Raw genomic sequence first — 19,519 nt, forward strand, 5'->3', positions numbered from 1 at the left:
CGTTACCGCGCGGAGACGGGCCAGACCGGGACACCCGCGCCCGAAGACCCCACCTGGACCGCGTGGCGGCGCACCCAGATCACCAATCTGGTGCGCGACACCGCCCTCGCCGTGAAGGCCGTGCGGCCCGACGTGAGCGTGAACGCCGCGACCATCACCTACGGGGCCGGGCCGACCACCGACGCGGGCTTCGAGACGACCCGCCCCTACGCGGAGGTCCTTCAGGACTGGCGCACCTGGGTGCGGGAGGGCTACCTCGACGTGAACGTGATGATGAACTACAAGCGCGACTTCGTGCCCGAGCAGGCCGCCTGGTTCAACACCTGGGCGGCCTACGCGGCGGGCCTGAAGGTGCGCTCGCCGGGCGTCACGCAGGTCAGCGGGGCGGCCATCTACCTGAACGACCCGCGCAGCACCCTGAGCCAGATTCGCAAGACGCGCACCAGCGGCCTGGGCTGGGCCGGATACTCCTACCGCACGCCCACGGCGGACGTGAACGCCGGAAAACGCACGACCGCCGAGGCCCTGCCCGAACTCATCCTGAGCCTCGCCGGACCGGGGGGCCCCTTCGCCGCCCCCGCCCGCTGGGCGCGGCCCGATCCCCGGACGCTCCGGGCACTGCGCGGCACGCTGACCGCTGCTACCGGACCCCTGGGTGGGCGCGAGGTGCGCCTCCTCGATGAGCTGGGCAGCGTCCTGGCCCGCACCACCACCAACGCGGCGGGCGGCTACGGCTTCCTGCGGGTGCCCGAGCGGGCCGTGCGGGTGGAGGCGGGTGGGGTGAGCAGCGACCTCTTGACGGTCCCGGCGGGTCGCGTGACCGACCTCGCCCCGCTGGCGCTGCCTTGACCGGCCTCGCCCTGGGGCTGGATGCCGGGGGCAGCGGCACGAAATGGACCCTGCTCGGAGGCGGCCAGCCGCTCACGCGGGGCGTGACTCCGCCCCTGACGGCGGCGCTGCTGGGCACGGGGGCGGGTGCGGCGGCCCTCGCGGCGCTCGCCGGGGCGCTCCCGGCCCGCCCGGACGTGGTCCACGCCGGATTGCCGGGCCTCAGCGCCGGGACGCCTGCGGCGGAGAGCGCCCGTGAGGTGTTCGCCCGGGCACTGGGCCTCCCCACCGCGCGGGTGAGCGTGGAAGGGGACCTCGACCTGGCCTACCGCGCGCACCTCGCTCCGGGTGTGGGCATCCTGCTGTATGCCGGGACGGGCAGTATCGCGTACCACGTCGCGCGGGACGGCTCGGTCATTCGGGCAGGCGGGCGCGGCTACCGCCTGGGGGACGAGGGCGGCGGCTTCAGCCTGGGGCGCGCGGCGCTGCGCTGGGTGACGGACGCGCTGGACGCCGGAGCAGTGCCCCCCTCACCCCTGGCGGACGAGGTCGCCGGGGTCACGGGCGGGCTGGACTGGGACACGCTGCGCGCCTTCGCCTACGGCACGCCGGGGGCCGCCGCCCTCGCCTCGCTTGCCCCTGCCGTGGGCCGCGCCGCCGACCGGGGAGATGGGGTGGCCGACGCCCTGCTCGACGAGGCGGCCCGGTCACTCACGGACCTCGCGGGCCGGGTGCGGGCGCGGGTCGGGCCACTGCCGATCACGGCGACGGGCGGTGCGCTCCGGGTCAGCCCCCGGTTTCCCGCCGCGCTGGCCCGGCACCTGCCCGGCGTCACCGTGACCTGGCGGGATCACGCGGAAGTGGCCGCCCGGTTCGCCGCCACGCGGTAGCCGGAGGCTGGCCGTGATTCGGCGGGGGAGAGGCCGGGGTGGTTTGCTCCTCCCCCTTGCGGCGCCGCCTGAAAAGTGGAGCCTGATTCTTCCGATTGGCCCCGGACGCTAAGCCCGTTCACCCCCACCCGGCCTCCCCCCTCAAGGGGGAGGAGATGTTTGGTCGTCCTGTACGGTGTTTTCTGGAGACTTCCATGCCTCACCCGGCCCCTGCTGGGAGACGGGCAGAGCTCCGGCAGGCTTGGGCCGGGGCAGGCGGGGCCGTCACGACCGGGGGAGGGTGAAGGTGAAGGTGGCGCCCTGGCCCGGCTGGCTTTCGGCGGAAACCCGGCCGCCGTGGCGGGCGATGATGCGGCGCACGTTTGCCAGGCCGACGCCGGTGCCCTCGAAGTCCTCGGCGCGGTGGAGGCGCTGGAAGACCCCGAACAGCTTGTTCTGATAGCGCGGATCGAAGCCCACGCCGTTGTCCCGCACCGAGATGCACCACTCGTGCGGCCGCTCCTCCGCCCACACCTCGATCCGGGCCGGGTCCCGGGTCCGGGTGTACTTCAGGGCGTTGTCCAGCAGGTTCGAGATGACCTGGCGCAGCGTGTCGTGGTCGGCCGTCACCAGCGGGAGCGGGTGAATGTCCCAGCTCACCGCACGCTCCAGCACGTCCGCTTCCAGCTCGGCCCGCACGGTGTCCACCAGCATGCCCAAGTCCACCGGGCCGAGGCGCAGCGGCAGGCGGGAGGTGCGCGACAGGTTCAGCATGGCGTCGATCAGGCTGTCCATCCGCACGGCGGCCTGGTCCACCACCGTCAGGTACCGGGCCGATTTCTCGTCCAGGCGCGTGCCCAGCGACTTGCGGAGGAGCTGGCCGAAACTCATCACATGCCGCACGGGCGTGCGCAGGTCGTGGGAGACGCTGTAGGCAAAGGCTTCCAGTTCCTCGTTGGTGGCCTCCAGGCTCTGGTGCTGGGCCAGGAGCTGCCGGGGCACCTCGGCCCGTTCCAGGGCCAAGTTCAGGCCGCGCCCGACCGCCCGGATCAGGGCCTGGTCGCTTTCCTGCCACTGCCGCGTGTCCTTGAGGCCCACCAGCAGCAGCCCCAGGACTTCACCGCCCACCAGCAGCGGATAGCTGGCGGCGGTGCCGTACGGCTCGGTGCCCCGCAGCGCCTCGCGCGCCGGGTCCCAGGCGTCCTTGAACACCGCCTGCTGCGCGCTCAGCGCCTCCGCGATCAGCGGGGTCCGGGCGGACAGGCCCACCAGGAGGCGGGCGGAGGCCTGCTCGCGGACGTCATCGCTGTAGACCCGCACCTTCCAGCGGTCGCCCCCCCGCTCGTAGTACCCGATGCTGCCCTCCGGAAAGCGGACGCGCAGGACCTCAATGGCCTGCCTCACCAGGGCCAGCACGTCCGTCTCGGTGCCCGCGGCCTCGCTGAACGCGATAAAGGCCTGCTGGGCGCGCGCCGCTTCCTCGATCTGCCGGGTGTGCGCTTCGAGCCGGGCAGCGGAGGCGGCCCGCTCCAGCGCCAGGCCCAGCGTCCCCGCCGCCCGCCGCAGCAGGTCGCGGTCCCCTTCCGGCCAGGGCACCTCGCGCGGATCGCGCCAGACCGCCAGGAATCCGGCGAGTTGCCCGTCCGGGGTGCGGATGGGTTCGGCCGCGAAGGCGAGGGGCGGCAGCCCCGCCAGCCCGCCCCTCGCCGCGTTGTAGTCCGCGTAGTACCCGGCCTCGCCGGTCCGCGCCACGCGGGCGAGCAGCACCGTGTCCTCCAGCGGCTTGCCCCGGGCCTGGACGGCGGCCATCGACGGCCTGACCTCGCCCCAGACGGTCGGCACCCGGATGAAGTCCTGCTCCAGCCCCACCACCATCGCGCTGTGCGCGCCCAGCGCCTCCCCGAGCGGCGCGAGCGCCAGGGCGGCGACCTCTTCCGGGGACGTGGCGCGTTGCAGGGCGTCCCCGAGGGCCGCGAGCACCTCCGCCGTGCGGCGCGCGTCCTCCGACTCCCGGGTACGTTCCCGCACGCACTGTTCCAGGGTGCGGTTCAGGTCCTGCACCTGCGCCTCGACCTGTTTGCGCCCGGTGATGTCCTTGAAGTACACCGAGAGGCCCGCCTCGCTGGGGCAGATGCAGAGGTCCAGCCAGGTGCCCAGGATGGCCGAGGGCACCTCCAGCCGCACCACGCGCCGCTCGGTCGCCGCCGTGAGGTGCGCGCGGTAGGCTTCGCCGCCGGTGACCTGGGGGAACGCCTCCCAGCACACCCGCCCGAGCAGGTCCTCCCGGCGGCGCCCCCAGAGCTGCTCCGCCCTGCGGTTGACATAGGTAAAGCGCCCCTGGTGGTCCAGGGCGTAAAAGGCGTCGTCGATGCTCTCCAGGATGTCGGTCTGTCGCCGCTCGGCCCGGCGCAGTTGCTTGAGCAGCCTCGCGCGCCCCAGGGCGAGGGCACACTGGCCGCTCAGCGTCCCCAGGAAGCGCCGCTCCTCGGGCGTGAAGGGGTGCGGCGCGGGCCACTCCAGCACCAGAACTCCGAGCGGTTGCTGATCGAGCACCATCGGCAGGAGCGCCGTGGCCTGCGCCGCAGCGGTCCCGAGGCCCGGGGCTGCGCCTCCCAGGTCGCCCGGCTGCTCGAAGAAGAGGGCTTCTCCCCGCCGCAGGGCGTCCCCGGCGGGCGTGCCCTCCTCCAGCGGGCCGCCTGCCCACCCGGCCTCCCCGGTCTGGCCCTGGACCGCCGCCCGCTCCAGGCCGCCCCCGGGGCCGACCAGCAGCACCGCCCCGGCCAGCGCCCCGGTCGCCTCCAGGGCGGGTGTCAGCGCCGCGCCGAAGACCGCTTCCGGCGTCTGGGCGGCGGCGAGGGCCTCGGTCACCTCCTGAAGGCGCTCACCCAGGGAAGGGCGCACGCCCGCAGTCGTGGCAGGCTGTTCGGACATGGGGCCAGGATAACGGGTGCGGCCCGGGCCGCCGGGAAGTGTGGGCTGCCCGCGTAAGCATTTTGTCGAAGTGCAGCCTCTACGCTGGGGCTATGCCAGAGGCCCGCCCGGTGTTCTCCCTGCGCGCCACCGTCTATACGGTGCTGGCGGCGGTGGCGCTGCTGGGCACCGTGTCCAATGTGCTGCTGGCCCGCGAAACCCACGCCCTGCGTGTGGACGCCCACCGGCTGAGCGTCGCGGGCCGCCAGCAACTGCTCGCGGAGCGGGTGGCCCACGACGCCTGGCAGCTCGTCGGCAGCACCACTCCGCAGGGCCGGAGCCAGGCCCGCCTCCGGCTCCGCAGGAGCGTGGCCGGGATGCGGGAAGCCCACGCGCAACTGCTCAGGCACGGGGCAGCGGCCCAGCCGCCCGCCCCCGAGGCCGCTCCGGACTGGCTCGACGTGCAGGTGCAGGGGTACCTGGCCGCCGCAAGCAGCATCCTCCTGACGCCGGATGACCGGCTCAGCCGCAGGAACGCGGACATTCGCTGGCTCGAAGAGCAGGCGACGGGGCCGCTGCTGACGGCGCTGGATCAGGCCACGGTGCAGATGGAGCGCCGCGGTGACGCGCGAATCCGGCACCTGAGCGGGCTGGTCTGGACCTGTCTGGGGGTGGGGCTGGCCCTGCTGCTAGCACTGGCCCTGCTGGTCTTCCGGCCGCTGGAACGTCGGCACCGCCGCATCCTGGCCGACCTCGCCCGCGAACGGGATTTTGGCCGCCAGGTGATGGGCACTGTCGCGCAGGGCCTGACGGTGACCGACGCGGCGGGGCGCTTCGTGTACGTCAATCCCGCCTACGCCCGCCTGCTGGGAACCGCGCCGGAAGCCCTGCTGGGCCGCACCCCCCGCGACGTGACCTTCGAGGAGGACCACCCGGTCCTGGTCGCCCCGTTGGCCCACGCCGAGGGGCAGACCCGCGCCTACGAGGCGCGCCTGAAGCGGGCCGACGGGACGCTCGTGCCGGTGCTGGTCACGGACGCTCCCCGCGCGGCGGAGGGGGGGGCGCCCGGCACCATCACGGCGATCACCGATCTGACCGAGCGCAAACAGGCCGAACAGACGGTCGCCACGCTGGCGGCGCTGTCCCGCGGCCTGGAAGCGGAGCACACCCCCGCCGAGGTCGCCCGGCGCGCCCTGGCCATCCTTTCGGGCGCGGTCGAGGTCGCCTGGCTGGTGCTGTTCGTCCTGCGGGGCGAGCGGTTCGTCCCGGAGATGTATTCCGGCCCGCTGCCGCCCGGCCTGCGGGAGCAGATGGACGCCGGGCTGGGCCGGGGGGAAGGGGCGATCTGGGAGACGCTGAGCGGGGAGCCGGTCTATCTGGAGCAGACGAGGGTGCCCGCCTACCTGGCGCATGGGGTGCAGGCCGTGGCGCTCGTGCCCCTGCCGGGGGGCAGCCGGGGCGTGACCCGCGTGCTGGGGGTCTACCGGGCGGGCAGCGGCCGGGCCTGGACGCCGCGTGAGCGCCTGCTGCTGGCGGCGGCCGTCCAGTCGCTCGCCGCCGCGCTGGAACGCGCGGAGCTCTACGAGGAGGCCCGGCAGGCCGCCGCCTACGCGCAGGCGCTGGTGGCGGTTTCGGCGCTGGTCGAGAGCCGGTTCGACCCGCTGGAGGTGGCCCAGCAGGTGTTCAGGATTCTGGCCCCCATCCTGGAGGTGGACTGGGGCGGCCTGATCCTGGTGCGGGGGGATCAGGCGCGGGTGATCACCACCTGGCCTCCCGAAGCCGCCCGCGCGGAGGACCGGCTGACCGGGGAGCTGCTCGGCGGCCTCCCCTGGCGGCAGACCGGGCAGACCTGCTATATCGACGATTACTCCGCCCAGCCGGGGGCGGCGGCGCCCCTGGTCCGCGCGGGCGTGCGGGCGCTGGCCTGGGGCCCGCTGGCCGAGCTGGACGAGGGGCGCTTCGTGGTGGTGGTCACGCGGCTCGGGCAGGTCCAGCCCTGGTCGGGACCCCACCGCGACCTCTTCGAGGCGGCGGCCCGGACCCTGCGGCTCGCGCTGGAGCGGCAGCGGCACCTGCGCCGCGTGGAGCGGGCGGCGGTCACGGACAACCTCACCGGGCTGGGGAACCGCCGGGCCTTCGAGCGGCACCTGGAGGAACTGGCAGAGCAGGACCCGGGCGAGGGGCCGCCGTTCGGCGTCATCTACGTCGACATGGACGGCCTCAAGCAGATCAACGACACCTGGGGGCACAGTTGGGGCGACCGGGTGCTGCGCGAGTTCGGCCAGGCCCTCGGTGAGGTCTTCCGGGACCAGGACCGGGTGTACCGGCTGGGCGGCGACGAGTACGCCGTGCTGCTTCCCGGGGCCAGCGCCGAGCACGCCCCCACGTTGCTCGCCCGGGTCCAGCAGGCCGCCGCCCGCATGCGGCCGCTCCCGGGGCAGGTGGGCCCGGGGGCCAGTGCGGGCGCCGCCTTCTGGCCGCAGGACGGTGAGCGCCCCGCCGAGGTCGTCAGCGTCGCGGACCAGCGGATGTATCAGGAAAAGCAGCGCCGCAGGCCGGGGCAGGGAAACCGGGCCTTACCCGCCTAGCCGCCCCGGCCCGCCTCATACTGCGGGCAGGGTGAAGAAGAAGGTGCTGCCCTCACCCGGCGTGCTTTCGAGCCACAGCCTGCCGCCGTGCCGTTCGACGATCTTCTTGCACACCGCCAGCCCGATGCCGGTCCCGTCGAACTGCTCCCGGCCGTACAGGCGCTGGAAGATCACGAAGATGCGCTCGAAATACTGGGGTTCGATCCCGATACCGTTGTCGCGCACCGCGAAGCGCTGCATCGGCCCGTCACGCTCGGCCCAGACCTGCACCTGCGGCGGGACCTGCTCGCGCCGGTACTTCAGCCCGTTCGAGAGCAGGTTCTGGAAGAGCTGGTCGAGCTGCTGCGCGTCCGCCAGGACCGGGGGAAGGTCGGCGCGCGTGACGCGGGCGCCCAGGCTGGCGATCTCACCGTCCAGCCGCCGCACGACCCGGTCGAACACCGGGTTGCTGTCGGTCGGCTGCGGCTCCCGCTGCTGGGTATGCACCCGCGAGAAGGTCAGCAGGTCGTCCACCAGTTGCTTCATGTGCTGCCCGCCCTCCACGATCTGGTGCAGATAGGCCCGCCCGCGCTCGTCGAGCTGCTCGCCGTACCGGCGCAGGGTCAGTTCCGCGAAGCTGGTGACCGCCCGGATCGGCGCCTGGAGGTCATGGGACGCGATGTACGCGAACTGTTCCAGCTCCGCGTTGCTGCGCTCCAGCTCGGCCGTGCGCTGCCGCAGGGTCTGTTCGGCCTGCTTGCGCGCGGTGAGGTCGTGCATGGCGACCACCGCGCCCAGCGGCTCGCCGTCCTCGGTGAACATCGCCTGGCCGTTGGCGACGATGCTGCGCGCCGGTCCGTCTTTGGGGCGGATGACCATCTCGGCGTCCCGCACCTGCTCGCCGCGCCAGGCGCGGTACAGCGGGATACGCTCGGTGGCGAGCGGCGTGACCCCGTCGGCCTCGAACAGGTCGTAGTGCTCGGCCCAGGCCTCCGGCGGCAGCGGCGCGGCGTCCAGGCCGTGAAAGCGGCGGGTGGCGCCGCTGAAGAGCGTGAGCTGGCCCTGCGCGTCGCAGGCGACGATGCCCTCCGCGAGACTGGCGAGCACCGCGCGCAGGAAGGTCCGTTCGCGTTCGAGGGTGCGGGTGCTCTGCGCCAGCCGCGCCACGCTCTCGGCGCGCTCCAGCGCGAGGCCCAGGCTGCGCACGGTCGTCTCGATCACGGCCTTGTCCGCCTCGTGCCAGTGCCGGTCGTGAAAGAGCGCCACGCCGAAGATGCCGTAAGGCTCGCTGTTCACGACCACCGGGAGCGCCGCCAGCGCCCCCCGCCGGGCCCGGTACATCTCGAAGTGGTCGGTGCGCTGGTCGTACTCTTCGAGGTAGTACGCCTCCCGCGTCTGCCAGGGTATCCACAGGCTGGCAGTCTCCAGCGGCAGGCCCGCCTCCACGTGGGTCTGGAAGGCCGGGTCCTGCCGGTCGCCCACCTGGCTCCGCAGGTGCCACTGCCCGCCCGCGGGTTCGTAGTACGCCGCGTACCCCCCCGGCAGCAGGGACAGCACGACTTCCTGCGCGCGGCGCACCAGCGTGTGCGGCTCCGCCTGCGCGCTGAGGCCCCGCGTGAGGTCCGCGAAGCCCTCCAGCGCCCGGGTGCGCGCGGCGAGTTCCGCGTTCTGCTCCTTGAGGCGCCGCGCGGCCTCGGCCCCTTCCAGCGCGAGGCCCAGACTGCGCGCCACCGTTTCGAGCAGGGCGCGGTCCACCGCCGACCAGTGGCGCGGCGCGCCGAACAGCCCCAGGCCGAAGACGCCCCGCACCGCCCCGCCGACCACGACGGGCAGGGTGGCGCTGGAGCCGATGTGCGCGGTCACGTCCGGCTGGCTGTCGGTGTGAACGTCGTAGACCTCCTGGTAGTAGGCCTCGCGCGTCTCGAAAGGCACCCGCAGGTTCCCGGCCGCCGCGTAGGGCAGGCCCGCGTCCAGCACCCGTTGCAGCGCCCCGTCGCGCAGGTCGCCCGTCTGGGCTTTGAGCCGCCAGACCTCGCCCTCCGGTTCGTAGTAGGTGGCGACGCCCGGGGGCAGCAGGGACAGCACGATGTCCTGGGCGCGCTTCACCAGCACGGCGGGGTCGGTTTCGAGCGTCAGCTCGTGGGTCAGCGCCTCGAAGGCCTCCAGCACCTTCGTGCGGGCATTCAGTTCCTCGGTGCGCGCCGCCACCTGGCGCTCCAGTTCGGCCCCGTGTTCCCGCAGCACGCGCTCGGCGGCCTTGAACGGGCGCAGGTCTTGCAGGTAGCCCACCACGTACGGCTGGTCGCCTTCCTGGTAGCGGATCAGGATCAGGTTCAGGGGGATGCGCTCGCCCGCCCGGGTGAGCATCTCCTTCTCGTAGGGATCGGACGCGCCCCGCCCGAGCGCCTGGGCGAAGGCCCGCTCGTCGGCGGCGCGGTACTCCGGGGGCGTGAGGGCCGCCCAGTCGATCTCGCCCGCCTCGTACTCGGCGCGGGTGCGGCCCAGCAGGCTCAGGTAGGCGTCGTTGACCAGGATCAGGCGGCCGTCCAGCGCCCCGGCGGCGATCCCGACCGGACTCGCTTCCACCAGGCGGCGAAACCGCGCCTCGCTGACGCGCAGTTCCGCCTCGGTTTCGCGGCGCTGGCGGAGTTCGGCCGAGAGCGCCTCCAGCAGCCGCACCCGCCCCAGCGCGACCGCGCACTGCCCCGCGAGAATCCGCAGGAACCGCCCCTCCTCGGGCGTGAAGTCGTGCGGTTCCCGGAAGTCCAGCACCAGCACGCCCAGCGGCGCGCCGTCGAGGAACATCGGCAGCACCGCGCTCGCGACCGGCGTGTGGGTGCCCGCACGGACGGCGAGGGCCGGATAGGCCGCGAGCATCGCCCCCTCGTGCTCGAAGAAGAGGGCCTCGTGCCGCGCCAGGGCGTCCCCGGCGGGCAGCGCGGGATCGAGCGGCCCGTCCTGCCAGAAGTTCGGCGTGGCCGCCTCGTGGCCCTGGGTCGCGGCGACCTCCAGCCGGTCCCCCGCCCCGGAGACGAGGAGCACGGCGCCCGCGACCGCGCCCAGGGCGCCCAGCGCAGGCCGCAGCACGATGCCGAACACCTCCTGCGGCGTGCGCGCGGCGGCGAGGGCTTCGGTGAGGTTCTGCAAGCGTTCGCCCAGTGAAGGGAACGACGGGGGGGCCGCCGTGGGCTGTTCGGGCATGGCATGAAGATAGCGTGAGTCGCGCGCCACCTCTCCGGCATCTCCCTCACCTTGTCGCCGTGCAGTGGCATCATGCGCCAGATGAGCAGCCCTGAAGAGAGCCGCGAAGGCGGGGACACTCCCCCGGACCCGGACCCGCACCACAGGAAGGAAGCGCAGTCAGGCGGGACCGGCCACCGCATCGGCCGCGCGCTCGTCGCGGAGGCGCTGGGGACGTTCGTGCTGACCTTCGCGAGCGTCGCCGCGCTGCTGCTGGCGCATCTGGGCCTGCTGCCCGAGGTGGCGGCGGCGGCCCTCACGCCCGGTTTGGTGGTGCTCACGATGGTGTACGCGCTGAGCGACGTGTCCGGCGCCCACATCAACCCGGTGGTGACGCTGGCATTCGCCCTGCGCGGCGCGTTTCCGTGGCGGCTGGTCCTGCCGTACTGGGTGGTGCAGTTCGGCGCCTCGGTCGCGGCGGGCCTGCTGATGCTGGCCTTCGCCCACGTGCCGCCCCCCCGGGAGCGCGTTCCGGCGTCCGGGGCGGCCCTGCTGGACGCGGGCTGCACCGCCCTGCTGCTGGTGGTGATTCTGGCGACGGCGCACCGCAACGCCAAGCTGCGGCCCGCAGCGGGGCTGGCGGTGGGCGCGGCGGTGAGCCTCGACCATTTCCTGTCGAGCAGCGTTTCGGCGGTCGCGATGAATCCGGCCCGGGTCTTCGGTCCCGCGCTGGTGTCCGGCAGGCTGGCGGAGGCGTGGCCACACCTGCTGGGGCCGGTCGCCGGGTGCCTGGCGGCCCTGCTGCTCACCTGGGCGACCCGTGGTCCGCTGAACGCCCAGGAACACGAGGCGGCCGAGGGCAATGGGGGCGAGGGCTGAGGGGTAGGTTGGAAAGGTTGCTCGGGTGGGGCGGTGGAAGGCGTTCCCCCCCGCCCCCTCCCCCCGCTGGGGGCAGGGGGAGCTTTCCGCTGCGCTCGGCAAAGGGTGTCCCGTTAAGCGGCGGCTTTGTGTTGGACAGTGACGGTTGTTGATTTCCGCCGGGCGGCTGCGGGCCTACGGCCCGAAAGCTCCTCTGCCAGGCCTGCTCACTCGAAAGGTGGAACCTGGCCGTCGCCTCCAGAATTTTGAAAAGACAAAAGACAGGGGGAGCTTCGGCTTTGGTTGGCATCAAGGCGGCTCGGGTTTGTTGCTCCTCCCCCCTTGCGGGGGAGGCTGGGAGGGGGGTGGCAGACGCAGGCTGCCCTCCAAGAGATTGATTCCCCCTCCCTCCCGGCAGGCTGAGTGATGTCTGGAAGAAGGTGGCCTCTCTGGGTGCGGGCCGTCCCGGAGGGGCGAGTCCGATTCCCTGATCGGGGAGACGCCAAAGAGGACCACGCCCCATAGACTCCACCTTGCCGTGCCAACAGGGGTGACGGGTGCAGAAGGACGGGCCGCATGAAGGGGAGGGCGGGCCGTAGCATGGGGCCATGTCTGCCCCCACCAGCACCGGCCCCCTGTACCACCGCATTCTCGTCGCGACCGGGGGCGCGCCCCACTCGGCGAAGGCTGTCGCCCGCGCGGTGGCCCTGGCGCAGCACTTCGGCGCGGTGCTCGACATCGTGGCCGTGGTGCCCCTGGCGGCCAACCCGTTCGTGAACTTCGCGTCGGGGCTGCCCGGCAGCGAGGCGCTGGAGACGCAGGCCGTGCAGGACGCGCGGGCCGTCCGGCAGGACCACCTGCGGGCCGTCGGGCAGGCGGCGCGGGAGCAGGGGCTGGAGGTCCACGAGTATCTGGTCCAGGCCGCCAAGCCCGCCGAGGCGATCCTGCTGGTCGCCGCCGAGACGGGGGCCGACCTGATCGTGCTGGGGCGGCGGCACACCACCGCCTTCAGCGCGGCGATGGCCGGGAGCACCGGGGACGCGGTGAGCCACGGCGCGCAGGTCGACGTGCTGATCGCACGCTGAAAGTTCGCGTCGCCCTGCCCGGGGCGCTCCGCTTCGGGTAGGGTGGCCGGACGAGGAGAGTGAAGATTCATGGGCAAGAACATCGACTGGCAGAACCTGGGCTTCAGCTACATCAAAACCGATCTGCGCTACCGCTCGCACTGGAAGGACGGCGCGTGGGATGACGGCGTCCTCACCGAGGACAACTGCGTCCACATCAGCGAGGGCTCGACCGCGCTGCACTACGGCCAGGAGTGCTTCGAGGGCCTCAAGGCGTACCGCCAGCGGGACGGGTCGGTGGCCCTCTTCCGCCCGGACCAGAACGCGGCGCGGATGCAGGCGAGCTGCGAGCGGCTGCTGATGCCGACCATTCCCACCGAGAAATTCATCGACGCCTGCGTGCAGGTGGTGCGGGCCAACCTCGACTATCTCCCGCCCTACGGCTCGGGCGGCGCGCTCTACCTGCGCCCCTACGTGATCGGCGTGGGCGACAACCTGGGGGTCCGCACCGCCCCCGAGTTTCTCTTCTCGGTGTTCTGCGTGCCGGTCGGCGCCTACTTCAAGGGCGGCCTGACCCCGGCCAACTTCATTGTCTCGCGCTACGACCGCGCCGCGCCCCACGGCACCGGGGCGGCCAAGGTGGGCGGGAACTACGCGGCGAGCCTGCTGCCCGGCCACCTCGCCAAGGAACGCGGCTTTGCCGACGCGATCTACCTCGACCCCGAAACGCATACCAAGATCGAGGAGGTGGGGGCGGCCAATTTCTTCGCCATCACCCGGGATGGCCGCTTCGTCACGCCGCAGTCGCCCTCGATCCTCCCCAGCATCACCAAGTATTCGCTGCTGCACCTGGCAAAGGAGCGGCTGGGCCTGGAGGTCGAGGAAGGGGACGTGTACATCGACCGGCTGGACGAGTACCAGGAAGCCGGGGCCTGCGGCACGGCGGCGGTGATCACGCCCATCGGCGGCATCCAGAACGGCGACGACTTCCACGTCTTTTACAGCGAGACGGAGGTCGGCCCGGTCACCCGGCGGCTGTATGACGAGCTGGTCGGCATCCAGTACGGGGATGTGGGGGCACCGGAAGGCTGGCTCGTCAAGGTGGAGTGAGCCTGACATTGGCCCGGCGCCGGGGTGTTCAAGGTGAACGTTGGTCCCGAGGGTGACCTGTGCGCCCGCCTGCCCGCTTCCCTATACTGCGGACATTCACGCCCGGCCGAGTCCGGCGTGGCTGGCGGGTGGACTGCCCGCCGGGGGAGACACCGATGTCCGACCCGTCCCGTCCTGATCCGGCCCCGCCCGCCGCGTCGCCGCTCACCCCCCTCCCCGGCAGCGTCCGTGAGCTGCCCGCCGCTGCCCAGCCGGTCGGCCTGCCTGATCCGGACGCGCCGCTGGAGGTGACGCTGCGCCTGCGCGCCCGCCGCCAGCTCGCTCCACACCTGGCCGCCGCGCCCCTGACGCGCGAGGCCTTCGCTCAGGAATACGGGGCCTCGGAAGATGACCTCCGGCGGGTGGAGGCCTTTGCCCACGACCACAGCCTCAGCGTGGTGGACGCCAGCGCCCCGCGCCGCACCGTGATCCTGCGCGGCACGGTGGCGCAGGTCGAGGCGGCCTTCGGGGCCACGCTGGCGCTGTATCAGGTGGATGGCCGAACCTTCCGGGGCCGCAGCGGGCCGGTGCGCCTGCCCGCCGATCTGCTGGACGTGGTGGAGGGCGTGTTCGGCCTGGACGACCGCCCGCAGGCCCGGCCCCGGTTCCGCCTGGCTGGCCCGGTCGGCGTCCCCGGGATCGCCTTTCCCCGGCAGGCCGGGGTCAGTTTCACGCCGCCGGAGCTGGCGCGGGCCTACGGCTTCCCGGAGGGGGACGGCCAGGGGCAGACCATCGCCATCATCGAACTGGGGGGCGGCTACCGCAAGGCCGATCTGAGCGCCTACTTCGCGGGCCTGGGGCTGCCCCTCCCCCGCGTCACGGCCGTCAGCGTGGACGGCGGGCGCAACGCCCCCAGCGGTGACCCCAGTGGGGCCGACGCCGAGGTGATGCTCGACATCGAGGTGGCGGGCGCGGTGGCCCCCGGCGCGCACATCGCGGTGTACTTCGCGCCCAACACCGACGCCGGATTCCTGAACGCCGTGACCCGGGCGGTTCACGACACCCGCCGCAAGCCCAGCGTGCTCTCGATCAGTTGGGGGGCCGCCGAGCCCGCCTGGACCCGGCAGGCGATGCAGGCCCTCGACGAGGCCTTCCAGGCCGCCGCCCTCCTGGGCGTGACGGTCCTGTGCGCCGCCGGGGACGACGGCTCGAACGACCGGGTGGGTGACGGTCTGGCCCACACCGACTTTCCCGCGTCGAGTCCCTGGGCCAGCGGCTGCGGCGGCACCCGCCTGAGCCTTGCTGATGGTCAGATCACCCGCGAGGTGGTCTGGAACGAGGGCGCGGGCGGCGCGACAGGGGGCGGCGTCAGCGACACCTTCCCGCTGCCCGACTATCAGCGGAACGCGGGCGTGCCCCCCTCGGCCAATCCCGGCGGTCAGGTCGGCCGGGGCGTGCCGGACATCTCGGCCGTGGCCGACCCCCAGACCGGCTACCGGGTGCGGGTGGACGGACAGGACACCGTGATCGGGGGCACCAGCGCCGTCGCGCCGCTGTGGGCAGGCCTGGTCGCCCGGCTGAACGCCCGCCGGGGCCAGCCGCTGGGCTTTCTCAATCCCCGGCTCTACCCCCTGGGCGTGCTGCGCGACATCACCGAGGGCAGCAACGGCGCGTATGCCGCCGGGCCGGGCTGGGACGCCTGCACCGGCCTGGGCAGCCCGGACGGCGCGAAGCTGGCGGCGCTGGCCGAGACGCCCCAGAGCCTCTGACCGATTGAGCCGCGCAAGCCCCTCCCTTCAGGTATGGGGTGAGCGGCTCGCCCCCGAAGGGGGCGGCAAGGCTGAGGCTTCCTTCCATTAGATAGGTGCGCGTCATATAATCCCCTTATGGCGAAACTGCCGCTCCGGTACAAGTCCAATCGCAACGTGGTCTACTCCTGCAAGTACCATGTTGTCTGGACGCCCAAGTACCGGAGAAGCGTTTTGGTGGAAGGCGTAGACGAGCGGCTGAAGGTCATCCTGAACGAGCTTTGCACCGAGAAGGAATGCGAGTTGCTGGCGGTGGAAATCATGCCCGACCACGTTCACCTGTTGGTGGAGGTGGACCCCCAGTTGGGTCTCCACACGTTCGTCAAGCTCGCCAAAGGGCGTTCCAGCCGCCTCCTGCGCCAAGAGTTCCCGTGGCTGAAGTCCCGGCTCCCGACCCTCTGGACCAACTCGTACTTCGTCTCGACGGTGGGCGGCGCTCCCAAGGGCGTTATCAAGCAGTACGTAGAAAATCAGAAGGGGGTCTGAGTGCGCGCCTTCCGCTACCGTCTCTACCCCACCTTGAGGCAGGAAACGGCGCTGCTGGACACCCTGCGCCTCACGCGGGAGTTGTACAACGGTGCGTTGCAGGAACGGCGGGATGCCTATCGCAAGGCTGGTAAGAGCGTGTCTGTCTATGAACAGATGAAAGCCCTGCCCGAAGTCAAGGCGGTGCGCCCAGAGTTCAAGAAGATTCACGCCCACGTTCTGCAAGGCGTGGTCACGCAACTGGACAGGGCCTTTCAGGGGTTCTTCCGGCGCGTGAAGCAGGGGCAGACCCCCGGCTACCCCCGGTTCAAGGGAGCCGACCGCTGGGATAGCTTCGCGTTCAAGCAGGTGTGGGACAACAGCCGGAATACGTGGTTTGGCCCCGGAAAGGTGCTGGACAGCGGGCGAATCTACCTCCCGAACATCGGCAACGTGCGGATGAAGATGCACCGCAGGGTGGAGGGGAAGCCCAAGACGCTCACCATCAAGAAGGAGGGCAACGAGTGGTACGCCACCTACGTGAGGCCCCCACCCGTCCGCTGCCCGAAACGGGCAGCGCAGTTGGACTCGACCTCGGCACCACCCACTTCCTCATCACCTCAAATGGGGAGGTCAAAGACAACCCCCGTTTCCTTCAGTCCACCCTGAAAAAGCTCCGGGTAGCTCAACGTTCTCTCTCCCGCAAGAAGCGGGGTAGCAAGCGGCGCAGAAAGGCCAAACAGCACGTCGCCAGGATTCACCGCAAGGTGGCGCGGCAACGTCTGGACTTCCACCACAAGGCTGCTCGCAGCCTCGTCAATCAGCACGACCTCATCGCCCATGAAGACCTGAACGTGAAGGGGATGGGGCAAGGCAACCTTGCCCGCTCCATTCACGATGTCGGGTGGGGCCAGTTTCTCAACCTTCTCTCCCTCAAAGCGGCGGATGCTGGACGGAGAGTTATCGGCGTAGACCCGCGTTTCACCTCGCAACGCTGCTCAAAGTGCGGACATACCGAGAAAGCCAACAGGCGCTCTCAGGCGGTGTTCGTGTGCGTGTCCTGCGGTCATGAGGCGAACGCCGACCACAACGCCGCTTTGAACATTCTGGGGCGGGCAGCCCCTTCGGGCCATAATGGTAGAGGACAACCTTATGCCGTGGTCTGAGAAGCCCCTGCGTTGACGCATGGGGCCTGTCACCCGAAAAGACCCCTCACCCAACCCCCTGTGCCAGTCTCTCCAGGGAGAGAGCTTTTTTTGACCCCTCTCCTGGGTTGGGTGATGCATGTCAGTTTCTGATAAAGAAGAAATGACGTGTGGAGCGATAAAAAAGCCCCTCCCCCTTGACTGGCACAGCTCCGCAGGAGAGGGGGGAGGCCGGGTGGGGGTGAACGGGCCGGGCGGAGAGAGGCCAATGGATGACCCAATGACGGGCCTGTTTTGAGGGCAGCCTGGCGGCGGCCACCCCCTCCCCGGCCCTCCCGGGGGTGAGGGACGTGGTGGAGCCTGCGCCCACATGAGACGGGCTGGGCCGGAGATGAACGCCAGGACTCTTGGCAGGCGGGCAGGCCGGACACCAGAATGGCCGGGATTTGCTGCCCCGCCCAGGGTGGGGTGACCTCTCCCGTTGACCTGCGAACCATCAGCGGTCCCCCGTGACCCCAGGAGTTATGGTGCCTGACGCTGCCCACCCCACCCCGCTGCTCGCCCGCGACCACTGGCGCGACCTGAATGGCCCCTGGCGCTTCTGCTACGACGACGAGGGCCGCTGGGGGCATCCCAGCGAGGTGACCTTCGACCGCGAGATCCTGGTGCCCTATCCACCCGAGAGCCGCCGCAGCGGCATCCACGACGAGGGCTTTCATCCGGTCTTGTGGTACAGCCTGACGGTGACCCTCACGCCCGAGGAGCGCGCGGGGCGGGTGCTGCTGCACTTCGGGGCGGTGGATTACCGCGCCACCGTCTGGGCGAATGGCCGCCTGGTCGCGCAACACGTGGGCGGGTACACGCCCTTTACCGCCGACATCACCCAGCAGGCCCGCGCCGGGGAGACGGTCGAGATCGTGGTGCGCGCGCAGGACGACCCGCACGACCTGGCCAAACCGCGCGGCAAGCAGGACTGGCAGCTTCACCCGCATTCGATCTGGTATCCCCGCACGACCGGCATCTGGCAGACCGTCTGGTTGGAGCCGGTCCCCGAGACGTACCTCCAGAAGGTGGCCTGGTCGAGCGACATGGAACGCTGGGAGATCGGCCTGAACGTCGAGGTGGCTGGCCCCCTGCCCCCCGACCTGGCCGTGCGGGTGCGGCTGTACCGCGACGAGGAACTGCTGGCCGACGACCGCTACGCCCTGCGCCACCCCGAGCTGACCCGGCAGATCGCCCTGGCCGACCCCGGGATCGACGACTTCCGCAACGACCTGCTGTGGAGTCCCAACCATCCGCAACTGCTGCGGGCCAGGCTGGAGCTGGTGCAGGGTGAGACGGTCATCGACCGGGTGTCCAGCTACACGGCGCTGCGGTCGGTCTGTGTCCGGGGAAACCGCTTCCTGCTCAATGGCCGCCCCTACTACCTCAAGATGGTGCTGGACCAGGGCTACTGGCCCGACAGCCTGATGACCGCCACCGACGAGGAACTGCGCCGGGACGTGGAGCTGACCCGGCAGCTGGGCTTCAACGGCGCGCGCAAGCACCAGAAGATCGAGAGTCCGCGCTGGCTGTACTGGTGTGACGTGCTGGGGCTGCTGGTCTGGGAGGAGATGCCCAGCCCCTACCGCTTCACGCCCGCGGCGGTTCGCCGCCTGACCCACGAGTGGGAGGAGGTGCTGGCCCGCGACAAGTCGCACCCCTGCATCGTCGCCTGGGTGCCCTTCAACGAGTCCTGGGGCGTGCCGGACCTGCCCACCAACCCGGCCCACCGCGACTACGTGCGGGCGCTCTATTACCTCACCAAGACCCTGGACCCGTCGCGCCCGGTGATCGGCAACGACGGCTGGGAACACATCGCGACCGACATCCTGACCATCCACGACTACACCGACGACCCCGAGGTGCTGCGCCAGCGGTACGGCACCCTGGAGTCCACCCGCCGGACCCTCAAGGTGCAGCAGCCCGCCGACCGGATGCTGACCCTGGGCGGCTTTCAGGAAAAGGACCAGCCGGTGGTGCTGTCGGAGTTCGGCGGCATCGCCTACATTCCCGACCAGACCAGCGGCTGGGGCTACAGCCAGTCGCAGAGCGAGGCGGACTTCCTGAACGATTACGCGGCGCTGCTGGCGGCCATCTACGACTGCCACGGCCTCTCCGGGTTCTGCTACACCCAGCTTACCGACACCTTTCAGGAGAAAAACGGCCTGCTGTACGCCGACCGCTCCCCCAAGGCCAACATCCTGGCCCTGGCCCGCAGCACCCAGGGCAACCGCACCGCCCGCGAGATGACCATCGACCCCCTGATGAACCCCTACGGCTACTCCGCCTCCTGGCGCTCCCGCCAGTACGACCCGCTGCTGCCCACGGAAGTGCCCACCGAGGTGCCCGAAGTCTCCGAGGACTGAGGGTCAGGACCGGGGCAGGGGAGCGGCCGCGCCGCTACGGAACACCGGATGCTCACGTCCAGGTGTGCCTGCGGTGTCCGCCCCGATCTCCCGCGTAGGCTGCCGCGATCATCGCCCGCAGCCCTGATGCCGGTTCCGTTGATCTGGGGTGGCTTCATGTCGCCCCCATAACCGGCAGGAGCCTTCTCATTATCCTGGGACATTCGCTGTTCACCTTCCTGACCTTCTGCCATCCGTAGGGAGCCGCATGTCACCGATCCGGTCATCACACCTTTCTTCCAGAGGGCGCTTCCGGATGGTGCCCGCCCCGCCTGCTGGTCTTGGGGGC

Annotated in this window: 13 protein-coding genes (1 of these 13 running past the window's edge); 11 read left to right on the forward strand and 2 right to left on the reverse strand. The window is 71.4% G+C overall.

Going from position 1 to position 19,519, the window contains the following annotated elements; genetic code table 11:
- A protein-coding gene (locus E5F05_RS00135; protein ID WP_241687034.1) for a family 10 glycosylhydrolase crosses the window boundary here: on the forward strand, positions 1-849 show its 3' portion. It extends 648 nt beyond the left edge of the window; 849 of the gene's 1,497 nt are visible here — the last part of the coding sequence; its start codon lies off the left edge, out of view; it ends in the stop codon at positions 847-849.
- A complete protein-coding gene (locus tag E5F05_RS00140) occupies positions 846-1,718 on the forward strand; it encodes an N-acetylglucosamine kinase (RefSeq protein ID WP_129117364.1) in 873 nt (290 codons plus the stop codon). The genes E5F05_RS00135 and E5F05_RS00140 overlap by 4 nt, the downstream gene beginning before the upstream one ends.
- A 264-nt stretch (positions 1,719-1,982) precedes the next feature.
- On the opposite strand, the gene E5F05_RS00145 is transcribed toward E5F05_RS00140, so the two are convergent.
- Positions 1,983-4,628, reverse strand: coding sequence for a GAF domain-containing protein (locus E5F05_RS00145; RefSeq protein ID WP_129117365.1), 2,646 nt, complete (start codon positions 4,626-4,628; stop codon positions 1,983-1,985).
- Between the two features lie 92 nt (positions 4,629-4,720).
- Here E5F05_RS00145 and E5F05_RS00150 point away from each other — a divergent pair, with 92 nt between their 5' ends.
- Positions 4,721-7,195: a sensor domain-containing diguanylate cyclase gene (locus tag E5F05_RS00150; RefSeq protein ID WP_129117366.1), complete on the forward strand. Its 2,475-nt coding sequence runs from the start codon at positions 4,721-4,723 to the stop codon at positions 7,193-7,195.
- A gap of 15 nt (positions 7,196-7,210) precedes the next feature.
- On the opposite strand, the gene E5F05_RS00155 is transcribed toward E5F05_RS00150, so the two are convergent.
- On the reverse strand, positions 7,211-10,375 hold the full coding sequence (locus E5F05_RS00155) for a GAF domain-containing protein (RefSeq protein ID WP_129117367.1): 3,165 nt from the start codon (positions 10,373-10,375) through the stop codon (positions 7,211-7,213).
- Positions 10,376-10,456: 81 nt separating this feature from the next.
- Between E5F05_RS00155 and E5F05_RS00160 the strand changes: the two genes are divergently transcribed.
- From E5F05_RS00160 to E5F05_RS00190, 8 genes are all read left to right on the forward strand, one after another.
- Positions 10,457-11,233, forward strand: coding sequence for an MIP/aquaporin family protein (locus E5F05_RS00160; RefSeq protein ID WP_129117368.1), 777 nt, complete (start codon positions 10,457-10,459; stop codon positions 11,231-11,233).
- A gap of 587 nt (positions 11,234-11,820) precedes the next feature.
- Complete coding sequence (locus E5F05_RS00165) at positions 11,821-12,297, forward strand: universal stress protein (protein WP_129117369.1); 477 nt, start codon at positions 11,821-11,823, stop codon at positions 12,295-12,297.
- A 69-nt stretch (positions 12,298-12,366) separates the two neighbouring features.
- Complete coding sequence (locus E5F05_RS00170; RefSeq protein ID WP_129117370.1) at positions 12,367-13,386, forward strand: branched-chain amino acid aminotransferase; 1,020 nt, start codon at positions 12,367-12,369, stop codon at positions 13,384-13,386.
- A 155-nt stretch (positions 13,387-13,541) separates the two neighbouring features.
- On the forward strand, positions 13,542-15,134 hold the full coding sequence (locus tag E5F05_RS00175; RefSeq protein ID WP_129117371.1) for a S53 family peptidase: 1,593 nt from the start codon (positions 13,542-13,544) through the stop codon (positions 15,132-15,134).
- Between the two features lie 117 nt (positions 15,135-15,251).
- Complete coding sequence (gene tnpA, locus E5F05_RS00180; RefSeq protein WP_129117372.1) at positions 15,252-15,659, forward strand: IS200/IS605 family transposase; 408 nt, start codon at positions 15,252-15,254, stop codon at positions 15,657-15,659.
- Positions 15,660-16,307 carry an RNA-guided endonuclease InsQ/TnpB family protein gene (locus E5F05_RS21495; protein WP_241687035.1) on the forward strand — a complete coding sequence of 216 codons (648 nt, stop codon included), beginning with the start codon at positions 15,660-15,662 and terminating at the stop codon, positions 16,305-16,307.
- Positions 16,199-16,804, forward strand: coding sequence for an RNA-guided endonuclease InsQ/TnpB family protein (locus E5F05_RS21500; protein WP_241687039.1), 606 nt, complete (start codon positions 16,199-16,201; stop codon positions 16,802-16,804). The genes E5F05_RS21495 and E5F05_RS21500 overlap by 109 nt, the downstream gene beginning before the upstream one ends.
- A gap of 503 nt (positions 16,805-17,307) precedes the next feature.
- Positions 17,308-19,191 carry a glycoside hydrolase family 2 protein gene (locus E5F05_RS00190; protein WP_221274069.1) on the forward strand — a complete coding sequence of 628 codons (1,884 nt, stop codon included), beginning with the start codon at positions 17,308-17,310 and terminating at the stop codon, positions 19,189-19,191.
- Positions 19,192-19,519: the final 328 nt, after the last annotated feature.

Origin of the sequence: Deinococcus metallilatus (genome assembly GCF_004758605.1) — a bacterium.
GTDB classification, from domain to species: Bacteria; Deinococcota; Deinococci; order Deinococcales; family Deinococcaceae; genus Deinococcus; species Deinococcus metallilatus.